This window comes from Photobacterium arenosum (genome assembly GCF_014841115.1).
In the GTDB taxonomy this organism is placed as follows: Bacteria; Pseudomonadota; Gammaproteobacteria; order Enterobacterales; family Vibrionaceae; genus Photobacterium; species Photobacterium arenosum.
Map to the genome: position 1 here is coordinate 14,464 of NZ_JACYTP010000004.1, position 16,905 is coordinate 31,368.

General features: G+C 52.5%; 17 protein-coding genes and 1 pseudogene. 10 read left to right on the forward strand and 8 right to left on the reverse strand.

What is annotated here, in order from left to right; all coding sequences use genetic code 11:
• Positions 1-97: 97 nt before the first annotated feature.
• Positions 98-1,114, reverse strand: a complete 1,017-nt coding sequence (gene fbp, locus IFO68_RS07870) for a class 1 fructose-bisphosphatase (protein WP_192015401.1) — start codon at positions 1,112-1,114, stop codon at positions 98-100.
• A 193-nt stretch (positions 1,115-1,307) separates the two neighbouring features.
• Here fbp and mpl point away from each other — a divergent pair, with 193 nt between their 5' ends.
• Both mpl and IFO68_RS07880 read left to right on the forward strand, forming a co-directional pair.
• On the forward strand, positions 1,308-2,678 hold the full coding sequence (gene mpl / locus IFO68_RS07875) for a UDP-N-acetylmuramate:L-alanyl-gamma-D-glutamyl-meso-diaminopimelate ligase (protein ID WP_192015402.1): 1,371 nt from the start codon (positions 1,308-1,310) through the stop codon (positions 2,676-2,678).
• Complete coding sequence (locus IFO68_RS07880; protein WP_192015403.1) at positions 2,668-3,288, forward strand: flavin prenyltransferase UbiX; 621 nt, start codon at positions 2,668-2,670, stop codon at positions 3,286-3,288. The genes mpl and IFO68_RS07880 overlap by 11 nt, the downstream gene beginning before the upstream one ends.
• A 1-nt stretch (position 3,289) precedes the next feature.
• On the opposite strand, the gene IFO68_RS07885 is transcribed toward IFO68_RS07880, so the two are convergent.
• From IFO68_RS07885 to argR, 4 genes are all read right to left on the reverse strand, one after another.
• Positions 3,290-3,730, reverse strand: coding sequence for a universal stress protein (locus IFO68_RS07885; RefSeq protein WP_192015404.1), 441 nt, complete (start codon positions 3,728-3,730; stop codon positions 3,290-3,292).
• Between the two features lie 71 nt (positions 3,731-3,801).
• Positions 3,802-6,405 (reverse strand): TRAP transporter permease, encoded by a 2,604-nt coding sequence (locus tag IFO68_RS07890; RefSeq protein WP_192015405.1) that lies wholly within the window; start codon positions 6,403-6,405, stop codon positions 3,802-3,804.
• Between the two features lie 160 nt (positions 6,406-6,565).
• Positions 6,566-7,534, reverse strand: a complete 969-nt coding sequence (locus tag IFO68_RS07895; RefSeq protein ID WP_192015406.1) for a TAXI family TRAP transporter solute-binding subunit — start codon at positions 7,532-7,534, stop codon at positions 6,566-6,568.
• Between the two features lie 282 nt (positions 7,535-7,816).
• Complete coding sequence (argR, locus tag IFO68_RS07900; protein WP_027251817.1) at positions 7,817-8,287, reverse strand: transcriptional regulator ArgR; 471 nt, start codon at positions 8,285-8,287, stop codon at positions 7,817-7,819.
• A 370-nt stretch (positions 8,288-8,657) separates the two neighbouring features.
• Between argR and mdh the strand changes: the two genes are divergently transcribed.
• Complete coding sequence (gene mdh, locus IFO68_RS07905) at positions 8,658-9,596, forward strand: malate dehydrogenase (protein ID WP_192015407.1); 939 nt, start codon at positions 8,658-8,660, stop codon at positions 9,594-9,596.
• A 100-nt stretch (positions 9,597-9,696) separates the two neighbouring features.
• On the opposite strand, the gene IFO68_RS07910 is transcribed toward mdh, so the two are convergent.
• Positions 9,697-9,888: a hypothetical protein gene (locus tag IFO68_RS07910; RefSeq protein WP_192015408.1), complete on the reverse strand. Its 192-nt coding sequence runs from the start codon at positions 9,886-9,888 to the stop codon at positions 9,697-9,699.
• Between the two features lie 211 nt (positions 9,889-10,099).
• Complete coding sequence (ispB, locus tag IFO68_RS07915; protein ID WP_192015409.1) at positions 10,100-11,071, reverse strand: octaprenyl diphosphate synthase; 972 nt, start codon at positions 11,069-11,071, stop codon at positions 10,100-10,102.
• A 277-nt stretch (positions 11,072-11,348) separates the two neighbouring features.
• On the opposite strand from ispB, the gene rplU reads away from it, so the two are divergent.
• The 6 genes from rplU (at position 11,349) to folA (ending at position 15,175) form a co-directional block, all read left to right on the forward strand.
• Complete coding sequence (rplU, locus tag IFO68_RS07920; protein ID WP_027251813.1) at positions 11,349-11,660, forward strand: 50S ribosomal protein L21; 312 nt, start codon at positions 11,349-11,351, stop codon at positions 11,658-11,660.
• 18 nt (positions 11,661-11,678) lie between these two features.
• Positions 11,679-11,939, forward strand: coding sequence for a 50S ribosomal protein L27 (gene rpmA, locus IFO68_RS07925; protein WP_027251812.1), 261 nt, complete (start codon positions 11,679-11,681; stop codon positions 11,937-11,939).
• A gap of 190 nt (positions 11,940-12,129) precedes the next feature.
• On the forward strand, positions 12,130-13,314 hold the full coding sequence (gene cgtA / locus IFO68_RS07930; protein WP_192015410.1) for an Obg family GTPase CgtA: 1,185 nt from the start codon (positions 12,130-12,132) through the stop codon (positions 13,312-13,314).
• A gap of 114 nt (positions 13,315-13,428) precedes the next feature.
• Positions 13,429-14,208, forward strand: coding sequence for a threonine/serine exporter family protein (locus tag IFO68_RS07935; RefSeq protein ID WP_192015411.1), 780 nt, complete (start codon positions 13,429-13,431; stop codon positions 14,206-14,208).
• Positions 14,205-14,678: a threonine/serine exporter family protein gene (locus tag IFO68_RS07940; protein ID WP_225445129.1), complete on the forward strand. Its 474-nt coding sequence runs from the start codon at positions 14,205-14,207 to the stop codon at positions 14,676-14,678. The genes IFO68_RS07935 and IFO68_RS07940 overlap by 4 nt, the downstream gene beginning before the upstream one ends.
• 14 nt (positions 14,679-14,692) lie before the next feature.
• The gene (gene folA / locus IFO68_RS07945; RefSeq protein ID WP_192015412.1) at positions 14,693-15,175 is read left to right on the forward strand and encodes a type 3 dihydrofolate reductase; all 483 of its coding nucleotides are present in this window, start codon (positions 14,693-14,695) and stop codon (positions 15,173-15,175) included.
• A 76-nt stretch (positions 15,176-15,251) separates the two neighbouring features.
• Here folA and IFO68_RS07950 read toward each other — a convergent pair whose 3' ends face one another.
• The gene (locus IFO68_RS07950) at positions 15,252-15,869 is read right to left on the reverse strand and encodes a LysE family transporter (protein WP_192015413.1); all 618 of its coding nucleotides are present in this window, start codon (positions 15,867-15,869) and stop codon (positions 15,252-15,254) included.
• Between the two features lie 123 nt (positions 15,870-15,992).
• Here IFO68_RS07950 and IFO68_RS07955 point away from each other — a divergent pair.
• Positions 15,993-16,896 (forward strand): annotated as a pseudogene (locus IFO68_RS07955) (LysR family transcriptional regulator).
• The last annotated feature ends 9 nt before the right edge of the window (positions 16,897-16,905 follow it).

Sequence of the window (16,905 nt, forward strand, 5' to 3'; positions counted from 1 at the left end):
AGTCGCTGTGAAAAAAACAGCTTCTAACACCAAGAGGGAGAGATGCGGGGTCAGACAGGAAAAATGCCCGGTGCTGAGACCGGGCATAGCAACGGGATTACTCGGCGTCCGGGAAGGCTTCCAGGAAGCTTTCCACTTTGCGAACCATCTTGGTTGAGCCGACAAAGAAAGGCACGCGCTGGTGCAGTTCAGTCGGTTTGATTTCCATGATGCGATTTTTACCGTCAGAGGCAATACCGCCCGCCTGCTCGATCAAAAATGCCATCGGGTTGCATTCGTATAACAGGCGCAGCTTACCGTTAGGGTGGGTCGCTGTGCTTGGATACAAATAAATGCCGCCTTTCAGCAAGTTGCGGTGGAAGTCGGCGACCAGCGAACCAATATAGCGCGAGGTGTAAGGGCGGTTATCTTCCGGCTCGTTCTCCTGGCAAAACTTGATGTACTTTTTCACGCCTTGCGGGAAGCGGAAATAGTTACCTTCATTGATGGAGTAGATTTGGCCATCATCCGGGATCGTCATATTTTCGTGCGACAGGCAAAATACCCCCAGTGACGGATCATAGGTGAAACCATGAACGCCATTGCCTGTGGTGTACACCAGCATGGTGGATGAACCATAAATGATGTAACCCGCCGCCACTTGTTTGTCACCAGGCTGCAGGAAGTCTTCAATCTCAGCCGGGCCGCCAACCGGAGTTACGCGGCGGTAAATGGAGAAAATCGTCCCGACGGAAACGTTTACGTCAATATTCGAAGAACCATCCAGTGGGTCCATCAATACCACGTACTTTGCTTCGCGGTTCAGTTCTTTATTGAATACTACGAGTTCATCTTCTTCTTCACTGGCCACACCGCAGACCTGACCACGGGCTTCCAGTGCAGCTTTGAATTTCTCGTTGGCATACACATCAAGTTTCTTTTGGGCTTCACCTTGGACATTCTCGCTGCCAACGTCACCAATGATATCAACCAAGCCTGCTTTGTTGATTTCACGGTTTACGATTTTGGCCGCCAGTTTAATGGAACCCAATAGAGAAGACAGTTCACCGCTGGCATGGGGGAAGTCATGCTGATTCTCGACAATGAACTCGCCAAGGGTTCTAATATCGGACATATACAATCCTTGCATCGTGTTGTCATGGGGGGATAAATATTCGGTACAATGCCTCTTTTCGGGCAATTGAACTGTACCCTTGGCCATTGGCCAGTTATTGTTTGATGCAATTGTATCTAAAGATCTTTTTTATGGTAACGAAGTAACACTGAAGCGTGGTCGTGACCAATATTTATTTTGTGAGCTGACAGTTATGCATATCCATATTCTCGGAATCTGCGGCACTTTTATGGGCGGAGCCGCCATGCTGGCACAGCAGCTTGGCCATAGAGTGACCGGCAGTGATGCCAATGTATATCCGCCGATGAGCACAATGCTGGAGTCACAAGGCATTGAAATTATTCAGGGATATGATCCTTCGCAGCTAGAGCCAGCACCGGATTTGGTGGTGATTGGCAATGCCATGAGCCGGGGCAACCCATGCGTTGAGTATGTGCTGAATAAAAACCTGCGTTATACCTCAGGCCCGCAATGGTTACAGGAATTTTTGTTACATGACCGCTGGGTACTGGCGGTGGCGGGTACCCATGGTAAGACCACGACAGCCAGCATGCTGACCTGGATCCTGGAAGACTGTGGTTACCAGCCCGGTTTTCTGGTGGGTGGTGTGCTGGGAAACTTCGGTGTTTCCGCACGTTTAGGCGAGAGTTGTTTCTTTGTTGTTGAGGCGGACGAATACGACAGTGCTTTTTTCGATAAGCGTTCTAAGTTTGTTCATTATCGACCACGTACCTTGTTAATGAACAATCTGGAGTTCGATCACGCAGATATTTTTTCGGATCTGGCCGCCATTCAGCGCCAGTTTCATCATTTAGTCCGTACTGTGCCGGGGGAAGGTAAGATTCTGGCTCCACACGGCGTGCCTGCCATTGATGAAACGCTGGCGATGGGCTGCTGGAGCGAGCTGGAATACAGCGGTGAAAACGGTGACTGGCAAGCGAAAAAGCACAAGCCGGACGGCAGTGAATTTGATGTGATTTTTGCCGGTAAAACCGTGGGCACTGTGCGCTGGGATCTGATAGGGGATCACAACGTCAGCAACGCCCTGATGGCGATCGCCGCCGCGCGGCATGTCGGCGTGATCCCTGAGCTGGCTTGCGAGGCGCTGGCGCGTTTTGTCAATACCAAGCGCCGGCTGGAGCTGAAAGGTGAGCAGAATGGCATTAAAGTGTATGACGATTTCGCCCATCACCCGACAGCCGTGGAACTGACTCTGGGCGGATTACGTGCCAAGGTGGGGGATTCGCGCATTCTGGCGGTGTTGGAGCCGCGCTCAAACACCATGAAACTGGGTGTGCATAAAACCGATTTGGCCCCGGCACTGTCAGCAGCGGATGCAGTTTTCCTGTTTCAGCCGGACACGATTCCCTGGTCGGTACAGGACATCGCTGATCTTTGCCCGCAGCCGTCGGTGTGCGACGCCGACATTGATGCTTTAGTCGGACACATAGTGGCTGCCGCCCGTTCTGGCGATACTATCCTGGTAATGAGCAATGGTGGCTTCGGCGGTATTCATGACAAGCTGCTTGCCGCGCTGGCACAGGGAGACCAATATGCAGGATAAGCGCATTACACTGGCCTGGACAGGGGCATCCGGTGCACCTTACGGGTTGCGTTTGCTGGAGTGCCTGCTCGCGGCTGATTACCAGGTTTACCTGCTGATATCCTCAGCGGCCAGAGTAGTTCTGGCTACCGAGCATGGCCTGAAACTGCCTGCAGGCCCCGAAGCGGCACAGGCGGTACTGACAGAGCACCTGAATTACCAGGGCGATAAACTGACGGTCTGCGGAAAAGAAGACTGGTTTTCTCCGGTGGCGTCCGGCTCTGCCGCGCCGAAAAAAATGGTGGTCTGCCCGTGTTCTGCGGGTACTCTGGCCTCGGTAGCTCACGGCCTGTCGGATAATCTGCTGGAACGCGCCGCGGATGTGGTGCTGAAAGAGCGCGGTCAGCTGCTGATGGTGGTCAGGGAAACCCCGTTTTCTTCCCTGCATCTGGAAAATATGCTTAAGCTCTCCAACCTGGGAGCAACCATCATGCCTGCTGCCCCCGGCTTTTATCATCAGCCGAAGTCTATCGACGATCTGGTCGATTTCATGGTGGCGCGGATATTGGATCATCTTGGCGTCGGGCAAGGACTGGTTCCGCGCTGGGGCTATGATCATCGCCCGTCCTGAATCATAACCCTTCTGGTTTGATGATCAGGATATTGCCGGGCGCATTTTCCACCACTTTGGCCGCCACTGAACCCAGTACCAGTTTATCTATCGTGGAGCGCTGGTGGCTGGGCATAATGATCAGATCCGCTTTTACCTGGCGGGCATGATCAACTATGGTGGACCAGATTTTTCCTTCCGACACGGTTTCAATATGACGGACATCGGCGGGAATATGTTGTTCGGCGAAGTGTTTCAGGTTCTGCTGGGTGTCCTGCAGCATTTTGCGCGCGGCATCTTTGGGGAAATAGTTAGACACCATTGCGAGATGAATGCCCGGCAGAACGTTGAGTAAGTGAATAACAGCGTCTGACTGGCGGGCATGCCAGACGGCAAGCTCAACTGCTTTGTCACCAAAGCCTTCCTCGTTGAGATCGACAGGCACCAGAATGTGGGTGTACATGGCATCCTCTCTGTCAGGCAGCCACAGGCCGGTGTTGGCACCTGTGGCTGAATTTCTGTGCTGACTAGAGTTTAGCCTTGTTCCGCATTTTTGTGTGTTTCACCTTTGACGGCAGCGTCAAGTTTGGCTTTTCGCCGCTGATTCCAGCCCAGTAAAGCCAGCAGAGCCAGCGTTGGTACGAAGACCCACTCTTTCATTGGTCTGGCCGCCGGCAGGCTGACAGTGACAATCTCCCAGCCAAAATCAATACCCGCCTGCTCGGCCGGGCTACCAAACTCAACCAATTCAACCATCATTTTCTCGCCCTCCTGCTTGAGCATCAGTCCGGTCGAGGCAATTTTCTCATTCGGATCGACAGCCTGCTTATCAAACGGCAGCAGTACATGCTTGGTCACTTGATCGCCCATCAAATCCATCCCTGTCGCCTGGACTTCCAGCGGCTCACCAATGGCCAGTTTATCGGCGGCATCGACAATCAGGCTTCCCGGCATTTCGTGTTTGGGCGGATAGACCATGTCCCACCAGAAACCGGGGCGGAACAGCGAGAAAGTGATCAACAGCAGCAGGATGGACTCCCACCATTTGACTTTGGTGAACCACCATCCCTGGGTCGCCGAAGAGAAGGTGAGCATGGCAATGACAGCGGACGCTACGGTCAGGAACAGGTGCCACCAGGTATCAATGTCCATCAGCAAGAGCTGGGTATTGAAAATGAACATGAAGGGCAGGATGGCGGTGCGGATATCATAGGTGAAACCCTGAATACCGGTACGGATAGGATCGCTTTTCGCAATCGCGGCGGCCGCAAATGCAGCCAGACCGACCGGCGGGGTATCATCAGCCAGAATACCGAAATAGAACACGAACAGATGTACGGCCAGAAGCGGAATGATCAGGCCGTTTTCAGCCCCCAGGGTGACAATAACCGGCGCCATCAGGGTCGACACCACTATGTAGTTCGCCGTGGTGGGCAGCCCCATACCGAGGATCAGGCTGATCACGGCGGTAAACAGCAGCATCAGCATGATGTTGCCGCCTGAGATGAATTCGACGAAGTCGGTCATCACCAGGCCTACGCCTGTCAGTGTCACCACGCCCACGATAATACCGGCGGCGGCAGTGGCGACACCGATACCTATCATATTACGCCCGCCGGTGACCAGACTTTCCAGCAGATCGTGCCAGCCTTGTTGACCTGCTTCTGTCAGCGTCTGCTCTTTGGTAAAGATAGCCATGAGCGGACGCTGGGTCAGCAGGATGAAAATCATAAACACCGTTGCCCAGAAAGCTGATAAGCCTGGCGAGAAACGCTCAACGGTCAGACACCAGACCAGCACAACGATGGGCAGCAGGAAGTACAAACCGGATTTCACTGTCGGGCCGGGATCAGGTACTTCGGTTAGTGCCTGATCAGGATCTTCCAGCAGATGATCCTGATAGTTGGCCGCCAGACGAACCAGAGCGACATAAGCAATCAGGATCACAACCGCTATGATAGGTGTGGCAGCAGCGCCAAACACGTCTTTGGTCCAGCCGATGCCGTAATACACTATGGCACTGAGCACCATCAGGCCGACTATGGTACCAACAAAAGAGGTCAGTTTTTGCGCCAGGGTAGGCTGATAATGACGGGGCAGACCTGTCATACCGGCTTTACATGCTTCCAAATGGACGATGTAAAGCAGGGCAATATAAGAGATCAGGGCCGGCAGAATAGCAGCCTTAATTACTTCGACATAAGAGACGCCGACATACTCCACCATCAAAAATGCCGCTGCACCCATGATGGGCGGCGTGAGCTGGCCGTTGGTTGAGGCCGCAACCTCAACAGCTCCGGCTTTGTAGCCAGGGAAGCCCACCCGTTTCATCAGCGGAATAGTAAAGGTGCCCGTGGTGACCACGTTAGCAATGGACGAGCCGGATACCAGGCCAGACAAGCCGGATGCGACCACGGCCGCTTTTGCTGGACCGCCGCGCATATGACCAAGTAACGAAAAGGCAACTTTGATGAAATAGGCGCCAGCACCCGCCCGTTCGAGCATCGAGCCGAACAGCACAAACAGAAAAACAAAGGCGGTAGAGACACCCAGTGCAACCCCGAAGACGCCTTCAGTGGTCAGCCACAAGTGCGACATCGCTTTATTAAGGCTGGCACCTTTGTGCGCAATGACATCCGGCATGTAAGGGCCGGCGAAGGTATACAGCAGGAAAACAGAGGCGACCACCATCAGTGGAGGGCCCAGTGCCCGTCGCGTTGCCTCAAGAAGCAACAGCATCCCTAGCACAGATATGACGACATCCAGCGTGGTTGGCGCGCCGGAACGCCCGGATAAGACTTCGTAAAACAGGTAGATATAGGCGGCAGAAAAACTCGCCAGCAGCGCCAGGATCCAATCTTGCAGTGGAATGTGATCCCTGGGTGAACCCTTCAGGGCAGGGAAGGCAGTAAAGGCCAAAAAAGTGGCAAATGCCAAATGGATTGAACGTGCTTCGGTATCGTTGAAGATGCCGACATTAAATATAAAAGGGAGCGGAGAGGCATACCAAAGCTGGAACAATGACCAGCAAAGTGCGGCAACCCACAGAACTTGTCCCTGCACCCCTTTGGGGCTGCGTGCGCCGGTATCCGCCTGTGCCACCATGTTCTGGACATCGTCATGGTTGGTTTTTGTCATGCTACTTCCTTATTTCAGGAGCGATCCGTTATTAACTGTTTGAGGTTTCAGTTTTTATTGTAGTCTGGCTAATTGATCTGACAGGGGACATTTTTGTGCTCTGACAGACAAAAAGTGCACCGTCAAGACGGTGCACTTTGCAGGATGAACAGCTGTTGGCTTATTTGATCAAACCCACTTCTTTGTAGTATTTCTCTGCGCCCGGATGTAATGGGATGGAAATACCGGCTTTGATCATGTCTTCTTTCTTCAGGTTGGCGAAGCTTGGGTGCAGGCGAGTGAAAACATGGAAGTTCTCAAACACGGCTTTGACCAGCGCATACACCGCATCATCCGATACTTTGGTTGAAGAAACTAACGTCGCGGCAACACCAAAGCTGTTGACGTCGCTGTCGGTACCACGGTACATGCCGCCCGGTACGGTCGATTTTGCATAGTAAGGATTGTCGGCCACCAGTTTGTCGATAGCAGCACCTGTAGCCGGAATCAGTTTGGCATCACAAGAAGTGGTTGCTTCTTTGATTGAACCGTTCGGATGGCCAACTACGTAAACAAAGGCGTCGATCTTGTTATCACACAAGGCCTGAGAGCGCTCAGAGCCCTTCAGCTCGGCCGCCAGTTTGAAGTCATCTTTACTCCAGCCCATGGTAGTCATCACTACTTCCATGGTGGCACGGTCACCAGAGCCCGGGTTACCAATATTGACGCGTTTGCCTTTCAGATCATCCAGGTTATTAATGCCTGAATCTGTACGGGCAATAATGTTGAACGGTTCTGTGTGCAGTGAGAAAACAGCACGCATTTCTTTATACGGACCTAACTCTTTAAACTCACTGGTACCGTTATAGCCGTGATATTGCCAGTCAGACTGCACCACGCCGAAATCCAGTTCACCGGCTCGCATAGTGTTCACGTTGTATACAGACCCGCCGGTTGATTCGACAGAGCAGCGAATGCCATTGGTTTTACGATCGTTGTTCACCAGCTTACAGATAGCACCGCCGGTAGGATAATACACACCGGTGACAGAACCTGTACCAATAGTGATGAACTCTTCCGCTTGCGCCAATCCTGAGGCAAGAACGGTGGCAGATAATGCGCTGACTTTTAACAGTTTTGTAAACGCCATTGTGATCCCTTCCTGTTGTGTTATTTCTTATCAGTGCTGCAGGTACACGGCCCGCAATGCTTTAAACAAATCAAAGAGATAATAGCAAACGATCGGCGTATTATTGAAATAATGTAAAAACCTTTTTGTGAAAAAGTAATGAGATTGCGACAACTGACCATATTTCAGAGCATAACTATCCACTGTAAAGCAGGGTAACCAAGCGGGAAAAGACGGGGCGGGGAAGGGGGAAGAAGCCCGCCCTCTCAGGGTAAACGGAGAGGGCGTTGCCTGAAGATTGACTTACTTACTGTAATCAAACAGCGAGCAGACAGAGTCGAAGAGCTCTTCAGCGGTTGTGGTCAGGGTTGGTGTGATGAAAATCGTGTCATCCCCCGCTACAACACCCAAGATACCTTCGGCGCGGCCCAGTGAGTCAAGCAAACGGGCGATCACTTGCGCCGCGCCCGGACCAGTGTGAATCACGACCATGGCATGGTTATAACCCACTTCCATGACCAGTTCTTTCAACGGACTGCTGATGGTCGGTACGCCCAGCTCTACGGGCAGGCAATACACCATTTCCATTTTAGCGTTGCGGGTACGTACCGCGCCGAATTTGGTCAGCATCCGTGACACTTTCGACTGGTTAATGTTATCGAAGCCCTGCGCTTTCAAGGCATCGACTATCTCACCTTGAGAGCTGAATTTTTCTTCCTTGAGTATGGATTTGAATGCTTTTATCAAGCGTTCTTGTTTATCAGAACTACGCATAAGTAAATTTCATGTACAGGGAGAGGGTCCATATTTTGTCACAACCTGTTAGTAGGTAGCAAACAATGTTCATTCGAACTTGGAACTAGGTTACTGTTAATAGCTTAGCCGACTGCATAACTATTAAATAAATCCACTATTGAGACAGTTTTTGTCTTTTTCGGTGGAAGAAAAAACAATCCTGGCCCCTGCGCAACTTCGCAAAGCTGAGGGGGCATGATTGTTTTTCTTTTAGGCTTGCTATACCGTCTTGGTGCCCGAGAAACTGAGAGACATTAGTAAGGGTTTGAAACATTGGGTATACGGCCTGAATTCTATCTGAAGGGGTCTGTCTGATGAACCCTGACTTCTATCGTAAAGGAGAACGAAAATGAAAGTTGCTGTTATTGGTGCGGCTGGTGGTATCGGCCAGGCTTTGGCTCTGCTACTGAAGAATGAACTGCCTGCCGGCTCTGACCTGGCACTTTATGATATTGCCCCTGTTACCCCTGGTGTTGCTGCTGACCTGAGCCACATCCCAACTCCTGTTTCTATCAAAGGTTATGCTGGTGAAGATCCAACCCCTGCACTTGAAGGTGCGGATGTGGTGCTGATTTCTGCTGGCGTTGCCCGTAAACCAGGGATGGACCGTGCGGATCTGTTCAACGTCAATGCTGGTATTGTGAAATCACTGGCTGAAAAAATTGCGGTTGTCTGTCCAAATGCCTGTATCGGTATCATCACTAACCCGGTTAACACGACTGTGGCTATCGCAGCAGACGTTCTGAAAAAAGCCGGCGTCTATGACAAGCGCAAGCTGTTCGGTGTGACTACGCTGGATATCATCCGTTCAGAAACCTTTGTTGGTGAGCTGAAAGGCCTGAACCCGCGTGACGTGAATGTGCCTGTCATCGGCGGCCACTCAGGCGTGACTATCCTGCCTCTGCTGTCTCAGGTTGAAGGTGTTGAGTTCACTGAAGAAGAAGTGAAAGCACTGACTCCTCGCATCCAGAACGCGGGTACGGAAGTGGTTGAAGCCAAAGCGGGCGGCGGTTCTGCCACTCTGTCTATGGGTCAGGCGGCTTGCCGTTTTGGTCTGGCACTGGTGCGTGCCATGCAGGGTGAGCAAAATGTGGTTGAATGCGCTTACGTGGAAGGCAACGGCAAGCACGCTCGCTTCTTTGCTCAGCCAGTTCGTCTGGGTAAAGACGGCGTGGAAGAAGTGCTGGATTACGGCAGCCTGAGCGCGTTCGAGCAGAATGCCTTGGACAGCATGCTGGACACCCTGAAAGGCGATATCGCTCTGGGTGAAGAGTTCGCGGCGAAATAAGCCGGTATCCGACACCAGGCCGTCATGGCCTGACGACAATGAACAAAGCGGCCCTCCGGCCGCTTTGTTGTTTCTGGCATTGGCATATAAGGGAGATTGCTCAGTAATAGTCGCCGCAGCCGCTGTGCAGCTGAGGCTCGTCGGTCAGTTCACTGCACGGGATATGGATCCTTTTATGATCCTTCAGATTCTCGATCAATGCAGTGTCATGATCCGGATCTATCTCGAACACTTCAGCGATCCCTTGCGGGTATTCTACCCACATTCCTTTTTTCAGTTGATTGGCTTGCATGCGTCACCTCCGTCTTGGGAAGAAACGGTCAGGGCACAGGTATCCCTTTACCTTGTATAACTATAGCGTAAAGAGAATTTGAACTCAGTGCAGAGCCATTCCGTGAGTGAAAATCGTGTCGAACAGCTTGGCTGCCGGGGCTGTGTAGCAAGAGAGCGCAACAAAAAACGGCCTGGACAGGAGTCAGGCCGTTTTCGCGGAAGGGGCGGGTTTATTTGGTGCGATTGACCGACAGCCGGGCGACCGCGATCAGCGCATCTTTATACTCGCTTTCGGCCAGTACCGACAGGGCGGCAATGGCTTTATCTGCTTCTTCTTCAGCGCGTTGCTGAGTGTAAGCCAGAGAGCCGTGCTCTTCCATACAGGCCAGAATCGGTTGCAGTTTATCCAGCCCGTTGCCTTGCTCTATCGCGGCGCGAATCATGGCGGTTTGCTCTGGGTTACCGTGGTGCATGGCGTGAAGCAGCGGCAGGGTGGGTTTGCCTTCCGCCAGATCATCCCCCACGTTTTTGCCCATCTCCTCGCCATCGGCGTTGTAATCAAGCACATCGTCAATCAGCTGGAAGGCGGTCCCAAGATAACGGCCATAGTCTTGCAGCGCTTGCTCTACCGATTCTGGCGCATCTGAAAGAATGGCTGCCACCTGGGTTGCCGCTTCAAACAGTCGCGCCGTTTTGGAGTAGATCACCTGCATATAGCTGGCTTCGGTAGTGTCAGGATCATTGCAGTTCATTAACTGCTGGACTTCACCTTCGGCGATCACATTGGTTGCTTCGCTCATGATGTCCAGGATCTTCAGGGATCTCAGGCTGGTCATCATCTGGAAGGAGCGGGTGTAGATATAATCACCGACCAGTACGCTGGCCGCATTGCCGAATGCGGCATTGGCTGTTGCTTTCCCGCGCCGCATATCGGATTCGTCCACCACATCGTCATGGAGCAAAGTGGCGGTGTGAATAAATTCGATAAATGCCGCAGCGGTGATGTGTTTTTCACCCTGGTAACCAAGAGCCCGGGCGGCCAGAATTGCCAGAATGGGGCGCAAACGCTTGCCACCGCTGCTGACAATGTAAAATCCCAGTTGGTTGATCAGGGCGACGTCTGAAGTGAGTTGGGCCTGAATCTTTGCGTCAACCGCCGCCATGTCGTCAGCGGTGAGTGCTTGGATAGCTTTGAAATCCATGATACATCCAGCAAAATTGTTAGCCGTATCGGCGCAATCAAAATAAGAATTATGCACGCATACTACACTAAAATCTTCCCGGCTTCCTAACCTACATTGCAGCTATTTAGGCGACTTTTTCTGTTGAGCAGCTTTTCACCAATTTTCTTTAGCCAACGGCTTGCCATGTTCGGCGTTTTCCAGTAATATTCGCGCCCTATTGATGACAAGATTAAGCGCATACCCATTGCCCAATTTTGCCGTGGCAAATGGCCTATGCGGATAAGCGGAGTAAGACATGTACGCTGTTTTCCAAAGTGGTGGTAAGCAACACCGAGTAAGCGAAGGCCAAACCTTACGCTTGGAAAAACTGGACGTTGAAACTGGTGCGAACGTTGAATTTGACAAAGTTCTGCTGGTTGCTAACGGTGAAGAAGTAACAGTTGGTGCACCATTCGTTGCGGGTGGTAAAGTGACTGCTGAAGTTGTTACGCACGGTCGCGGCGATAAAGTAAAAATCGTTAAGTTCCGTCGTCGTAAGCATTCTCGTAAGCAAATGGGCCACCGTCAGTGGTTCACTGAAGTCAAAATTACTGGCATCAGCGCTTAATAATAGGAGAGTTTAGAGATGGCACACAAAAAAGCTGGCGGTTCTACTCGTAACGGCCGTGACTCAGAAAGTAAACGCCTAGGTGTTAAGCGTTTCGGTGGCGAATCTGTACTGGCAGGTAACATCATCGTTCGTCAACGTGGCACTAAGTTCCACGCTGGTAACAACGTAGGTTTGGGTAAAGACCACACTCTGTTCGCTCTGACTGATGGCAAAGTGAAATTCGAAGTGAAAGGTCCTAAAAACCGTAAATTCGTTTCTATCGAATCTGCTGAATAAATTCAGTTTCGTTAAGAACGTGAAAGCCCTGCCTATTGGCGGGGCTTTTTGTTATGGCACAGGACAATATCAGTTTGAGTGCCTGCGGGTGTAAAGCCCTGAGAATTATTCCGATTGGTATTACAATAAAGACAGTCAGGTGGTGACTATCCCTGGCTGGCGAAGTGAACGCCAGAGTGCGGAGAATAAGATGAAATTTGTAGATGAAGCGGTAATCCGGGTGGATGCAGGTGATGGCGGCAACGGTACTGTCAGCTTCCGCCGTGAAAAATATGTCCCCAAAGGTGGGCCTGATGGCGGTGACGGCGGTGACGGCGGTGATGTATACCTGCTGGCCGATGAAAACCTCAACACGCTGATCGATTACCGTTTCGAACGTTTTCATGCAGCTGAGCGCGGCGAAAACGGCCGCGGCGGTAACTGTACCGGTAAGCGAGGCGATGACCAGGTACTGTCTGTCCCTGTGGGTACGCGTGCCGTGGACGAAGAAACCGGTGAAGTGATCGCCGATCTGACCCAGCACGGTATGAAGATCATGGTAGCCAAAGGTGGTTTCCACGGTTTGGGTAACACCCGGTTCAAGTCCTCGGTCAACCGTGCGCCACGTCAGAAGACTATGGGCACCAAAGGTGAGATTCGTCACCTGCGTCTGGAGCTGCTGCTGCTGGCGGATGTCGGCATGCTGGGTTTGCCGAATGCAGGTAAATCGACCTTTATCCGCGCTGTATCGGCCGCTAAGCCAAAAGTAGCGGATTACCCGTTTACTACCTTAGTGCCTAGCCTGGGTGTAGTACGGGTCGATAGCGAGCGCAGTTTCGTGGTCGCTGATATTCCCGGTCTGATCGAAGGTGCTGCCGACGGTGCCGGCCTGGGTATTCGCTTCCTGAAACACCTGGAGCGTTGCCGTGTGCTGCTGCACATGATCGATCTGCTGCCGGCAGACGGCTCGGATCCGGTGGAAAACGCCTTCACTATCCTTAATGAGCTGGAGCAGTACAGCGAGAAGCTGGTGAACAAGCCGCGTTGGATCATCTTTAACAAAGTTGATCTGCTGCAGGAAGAGGAAGCTCAGGCGAAGATCCAGGAAGTGCTGGAAGCACTGGCATGGGATGAGAAGTACTTCTGTATTTCTGCGCTGAACCGTACCGGTATCAAGCCATTGACCTATGAGCTGATGGATTTGATTGACTCCATTCCTCAGGCTCTGATTGAAGAAGACGAAACTGAAGAAACCAAAGTCGATTTCAAGTGGGACGATTACCACGAGCAGCAGCTGAAGAAAAGTGCTGCGAAAAGTGATGACGATGACGACGATGACGACTGGGATGATTGGAACGAAGACGATTACGACGTCGAAATCATTTACAAGCCGTAACTGGCCGTTTGATGTGAAAAACCGCTCTTTGGAGCGGTTTTTTTTGTGCCTCATCAAATTGGTCTTTCTCATAGCGGAGATAATGATCAACAGAAAAGCTCTGAAGGAGTCAGGATGCAGCCGGTTACAGTTAAAACGGAACGGGAGATTGCCCGGATAGTCGCTCAGGTTGGTCAGCGGCTGTTACAGCATGGCGCGGAATCTGCGGTGGTGGTGGATGTCAGCCAGCGTGTCGGCCTGGCACTGGGGGTGGATGAGGTCAACATTGCGTTGACCGCCAATGCCATTGTGGTCACTGTGCATGTGGAAGATCATTGTCTGACGACCACGCGCCGCTGCTGGGATCATGGGATCAATATGGCGATTGTTACCCGGATCCATCATCTGTGCATCATGGCGGAAAAGGGGCTGCTGGATCCTGCGGCTATGACGAAGCGTCTGTTAGCCCTTCAGCCCCAGCGCTATCCGCCGCTGCTGGTGATCCTGATGATCGGCCTGTCCTGTGCCGCATTCTGTCTTCTGGCCGGCGGCGATCTGACGGTGGCCCTGATTACCTTGTTCGCCGCATCTGCCGCCATGGCGCTGCGTCTGATGATGGCGCATCATCATTTCAATCCGCTGCTGACTTTTGCTGCTGCCGCGTTTGTCGCGACGGCTGTCTCCGCGTCTGCCCCTTTGTTCGAGCTGGGTAATCAGCCCTTTCTGGCGATGGCATCATCGGTATTATTGCTGGTGCCGGGGTTTCCGCTGATTAATGCTGTCGCCGATATGGTGTCAGGTTTCGTGAATCTGGGTATTTCCCGCTGGGTGATGGCCAGTCTGCTGACCTTGTCGACCAGCCTGGGCATAGTGGCGGCGATGAACCTGTTTAATGTCTGGGGGTGGCTGACATGACGTTCTGGCAATGGCTGTACACACTGTCTGCAGATATGATGCTGGCCGCGATTCCGGCTGTCGGGTTTGCTATGGTATTTAATGTGCCGGTCAGGGCGTTGAAGTACTGCGCCATGGCGGGGGCGCTCGGTCACGGTTGCCGTTTTGTACTCATGTATCAGGGCATGCCGATTGAATGGGCGAGCTTCTTTGCCGCTTTGCTGGTCGGGATGACAGGAATCATCGGGTCGCGCCGGCTGCTGGCGCCACCTCATGTGTTCACCGTGGCGGCCGTGATCCCCATGGTGCCCGGTGTTTATGCTTTTAAGACCATGATTGCGCTGGTGGATCTCAATCAGCATGGTTTTTCTCCTGAGATCTGGCAGCGTATGGCCGAAAACGGGATCACCGCAGCCTTTACCGTGGCAGCGCTGGCCATAGGACTGGCAATGCCCGGCTTAATGTTTTATCGTCGCCGACCAGTGATTTAAAAGGGAGTCGACGTGTGAAGATCAGTATGGTTGCCGCCATGGCAAAAGATCGTGTGATTGGCAAAGACAACGCCATGCCCTGGCACTTGCCAGCCGATTTTGCCTGGTTTAAAAAAGTCACCATGGGCAAACCTGTTGTCATGGGACGCAAAACGTTTGAATCCATTGGCCGGCCTTTGCCGGGACGCCACAATATTGTGATCAGCCGTAACCCGGACTTTGCCGCCGACGGCGTGACGGTGGTGGCCGATCTCCCTGCTGCTCAGGTGGCTGCAGGGCAGGTCGATGAATTGATGATCATAGGTGGCGGCAGCGTGTACGCAGAATGTCTGCCGGTCGCAGACTGTCTCTATCTGACCTTTATCGATCTCAGTGTCGAGGGAGATACTTGCTTCCCGGACTGGGGAGACGGCTGGCGGCAGACGCACAGCGAGCACTACGCGGCCGATGAGAAAAATGCCCACCACATGGAATTTGTGATACTGGAGCGCCAGTAAACCTGCCTGCCGCTGTTTTTTTGCTTCCGGTTTTAGCCGTTACCATGCCAACAGTTGGCATGGTAACGTGTGCCAGCTAGCCGGCCATCGGCGATAAGGCCAGCGATCCCCCTAATAACATCAGTATGCTGCCAATGGTTCGGTTAATCGGCCCTTGTTTGCTCAACATTTTATGTCTCAGTGCTTGCTGGGAGAAGAACAAGGCAACCAGGCTGAACCAGATCCAGTGCGCCAGAGACATGAATAAGCCATAGCCGCTTTGCAGCAAGAGTGAGGTGTCCGGACTGACAATCTGGGTGAAAGTGCTCAGCACAAAAAGCGTGGTTTTGGGGTTCAGGGCATTGGTCAGTAATCCTTGTCTGAACGAAGCAAAGCCGGATAAAACCGCGATATTGTCAGTGGCCAGCGTGAGTTCAGTCTTGCTGTGCAGAGTACAGAAACCGATGTAAACCAGATACAAAGCCCCGACATACTTGATGACGGTGAACAGGGCTGGGGAGGTGGCGATAAGAACCCCTACCCCCAGCATGGTGTAGCCCACATGGATGAGCACCCCCAGCGCAATGCCCAGCGCGGCATACAGACCTGCACGACGACCGTGCAGATAGCTGTTTCGTGTCACCATTGCAAAATCAGCGCCCGGGCTGATCACCGCGAGAATTGTAATTAACGCGACAGCAAAAAGTTCGGCCATGTGTATATTTCCCTGAATAATGATGAGTAACGGATGGATGAATTGGTTACTATTGTTGATGAAATACAACCCATTGAATATTGATAAGTTGTCATCGAAATCCATGCGAAAAAGTCATCGATTATGAATCTGCCATCGTTAAATACATTGCGGGTGTTTGAAGCTGCAGCCCGTCATCAGAGCCTGGTAAAAGCCGCGGATGAATTGTGTGTGACCCAGTCAGCGGTGAGCCGTCAGATCAAGCAATTGGAGAGTGCCCTTGGCGTCATTTTGTTTGAGCGACGTAACCGCGGGATCTTTTTGACCTCAGAGGGACAGAAGCTCAAAACAGCTTGCCATGAAATGCTGTCGATTCTGAAAAACACCCTCAGAGAGTTGAAAGCGGAGGAAAGCCAGTCGCCTCTGGTGATTTCCTGTGAACCGACCATCATGATGAAATGGCTGATCCCCCGACTGGCTGATTTCAAGGCCGCCCATCCTGATATTCAGCTGCACCTTAACGCATCGGGTGGTCCGATCGACTTTGTGAAAAGCCAAACGGATGTCGCCATTCGTCGCAATGACTTCAGTTGGAAGCAGGGTTATCATGCCGAGCCGATAGGCCCTGAGTATGTCGGGCCCGTGGTGCTGGCTGAGCAGCATGCGCAAGGAGAGGCGTTGACTTCGCCGACCACTCTGCTGCATACCAAAAGCCGGCCTGCGGCCTGCGGCCTGGGCTGACTGGCAGCATCAGGCTAACCAGGCGGTGAATGTGGCAGAAGATGTCTGGTTCGAGCATTTCTATATCATGCTGGAAGCGGTTCAGGCAGGCGGTGGCTACGGGTTAAGTTCGGTGTATATGGTGGGTAACGACATCAGACATCGCCGTCTGGTCGCCCCTGCCGGCTTTATTGCGGACGGCTCATCTTACTATCTGTTATCACCTATCGCGATCGAGGCCGATAACAGGGTGGTAGCACTGCTCAACTGGTTACGTCAGGAAATGACGGCAACCCGTCAGGCGGTCTTCGCGGCTCTCAAGGGTTAAGCGGCGAGC

Bases quoted from the DNA above. Each gene is read 5' to 3' on its own strand.
- mdh (WP_192015407.1), top strand. From the start codon at position 8,658: ATGAAAGTTGCTGTTATTGGTGCGGCTGGTGGTATCGGCCAGGCTTTG.
- IFO68_RS07890 (WP_192015405.1), bottom strand. From the start codon at position 6,405: ATGACAAAAACCAACCATGACGATGTCCAGAACATGGTGGCACAGGCG.
- IFO68_RS07895 (WP_192015406.1), bottom strand. From the start codon at position 7,534: ATGGCGTTTACAAAACTGTTAAAAGTCAGCGCATTATCTGCCACCGTT.
- rpmA (WP_027251812.1), top strand. From the start codon at position 11,679: ATGGCACACAAAAAAGCTGGCGGTTCTACTCGTAACGGCCGTGACTCA.
- mpl (WP_192015402.1), top strand. From the start codon at position 1,308: ATGCATATCCATATTCTCGGAATCTGCGGCACTTTTATGGGCGGAGCC.
- argR (WP_027251817.1), bottom strand. From the start codon at position 8,287: ATGCGTAGTTCTGATAAACAAGAACGCTTGATAAAAGCATTCAAATCC.
- IFO68_RS07940 (WP_225445129.1), top strand. From the start codon at position 14,205: ATGACGTTCTGGCAATGGCTGTACACACTGTCTGCAGATATGATGCTG.
- IFO68_RS07880 (WP_192015403.1), top strand. From the start codon at position 2,668: ATGCAGGATAAGCGCATTACACTGGCCTGGACAGGGGCATCCGGTGCA.
- ispB (WP_192015409.1), bottom strand. From the start codon at position 11,071: ATGGATTTCAAAGCTATCCAAGCACTCACCGCTGACGACATGGCGGCG.
- IFO68_RS07885 (WP_192015404.1), bottom strand. From the start codon at position 3,730: ATGTACACCCACATTCTGGTGCCTGTCGATCTCAACGAGGAAGGCTTT.
- fbp (WP_192015401.1), bottom strand. From the start codon at position 1,114: ATGTCCGATATTAGAACCCTTGGCGAGTTCATTGTCGAGAATCAGCAT.
- IFO68_RS07910 (WP_192015408.1), bottom strand. From the start codon at position 9,888: ATGCAAGCCAATCAACTGAAAAAAGGAATGTGGGTAGAATACCCGCAA.
- IFO68_RS07935 (WP_192015411.1), top strand. From the start codon at position 13,429: ATGCAGCCGGTTACAGTTAAAACGGAACGGGAGATTGCCCGGATAGTC.
- IFO68_RS07950 (WP_192015413.1), bottom strand. From the start codon at position 15,869: ATGGCCGAACTTTTTGCTGTCGCGTTAATTACAATTCTCGCGGTGATC.
- rplU (WP_027251813.1), top strand. From the start codon at position 11,349: ATGTACGCTGTTTTCCAAAGTGGTGGTAAGCAACACCGAGTAAGCGAA.
- cgtA (WP_192015410.1), top strand. From the start codon at position 12,130: ATGAAATTTGTAGATGAAGCGGTAATCCGGGTGGATGCAGGTGATGGC.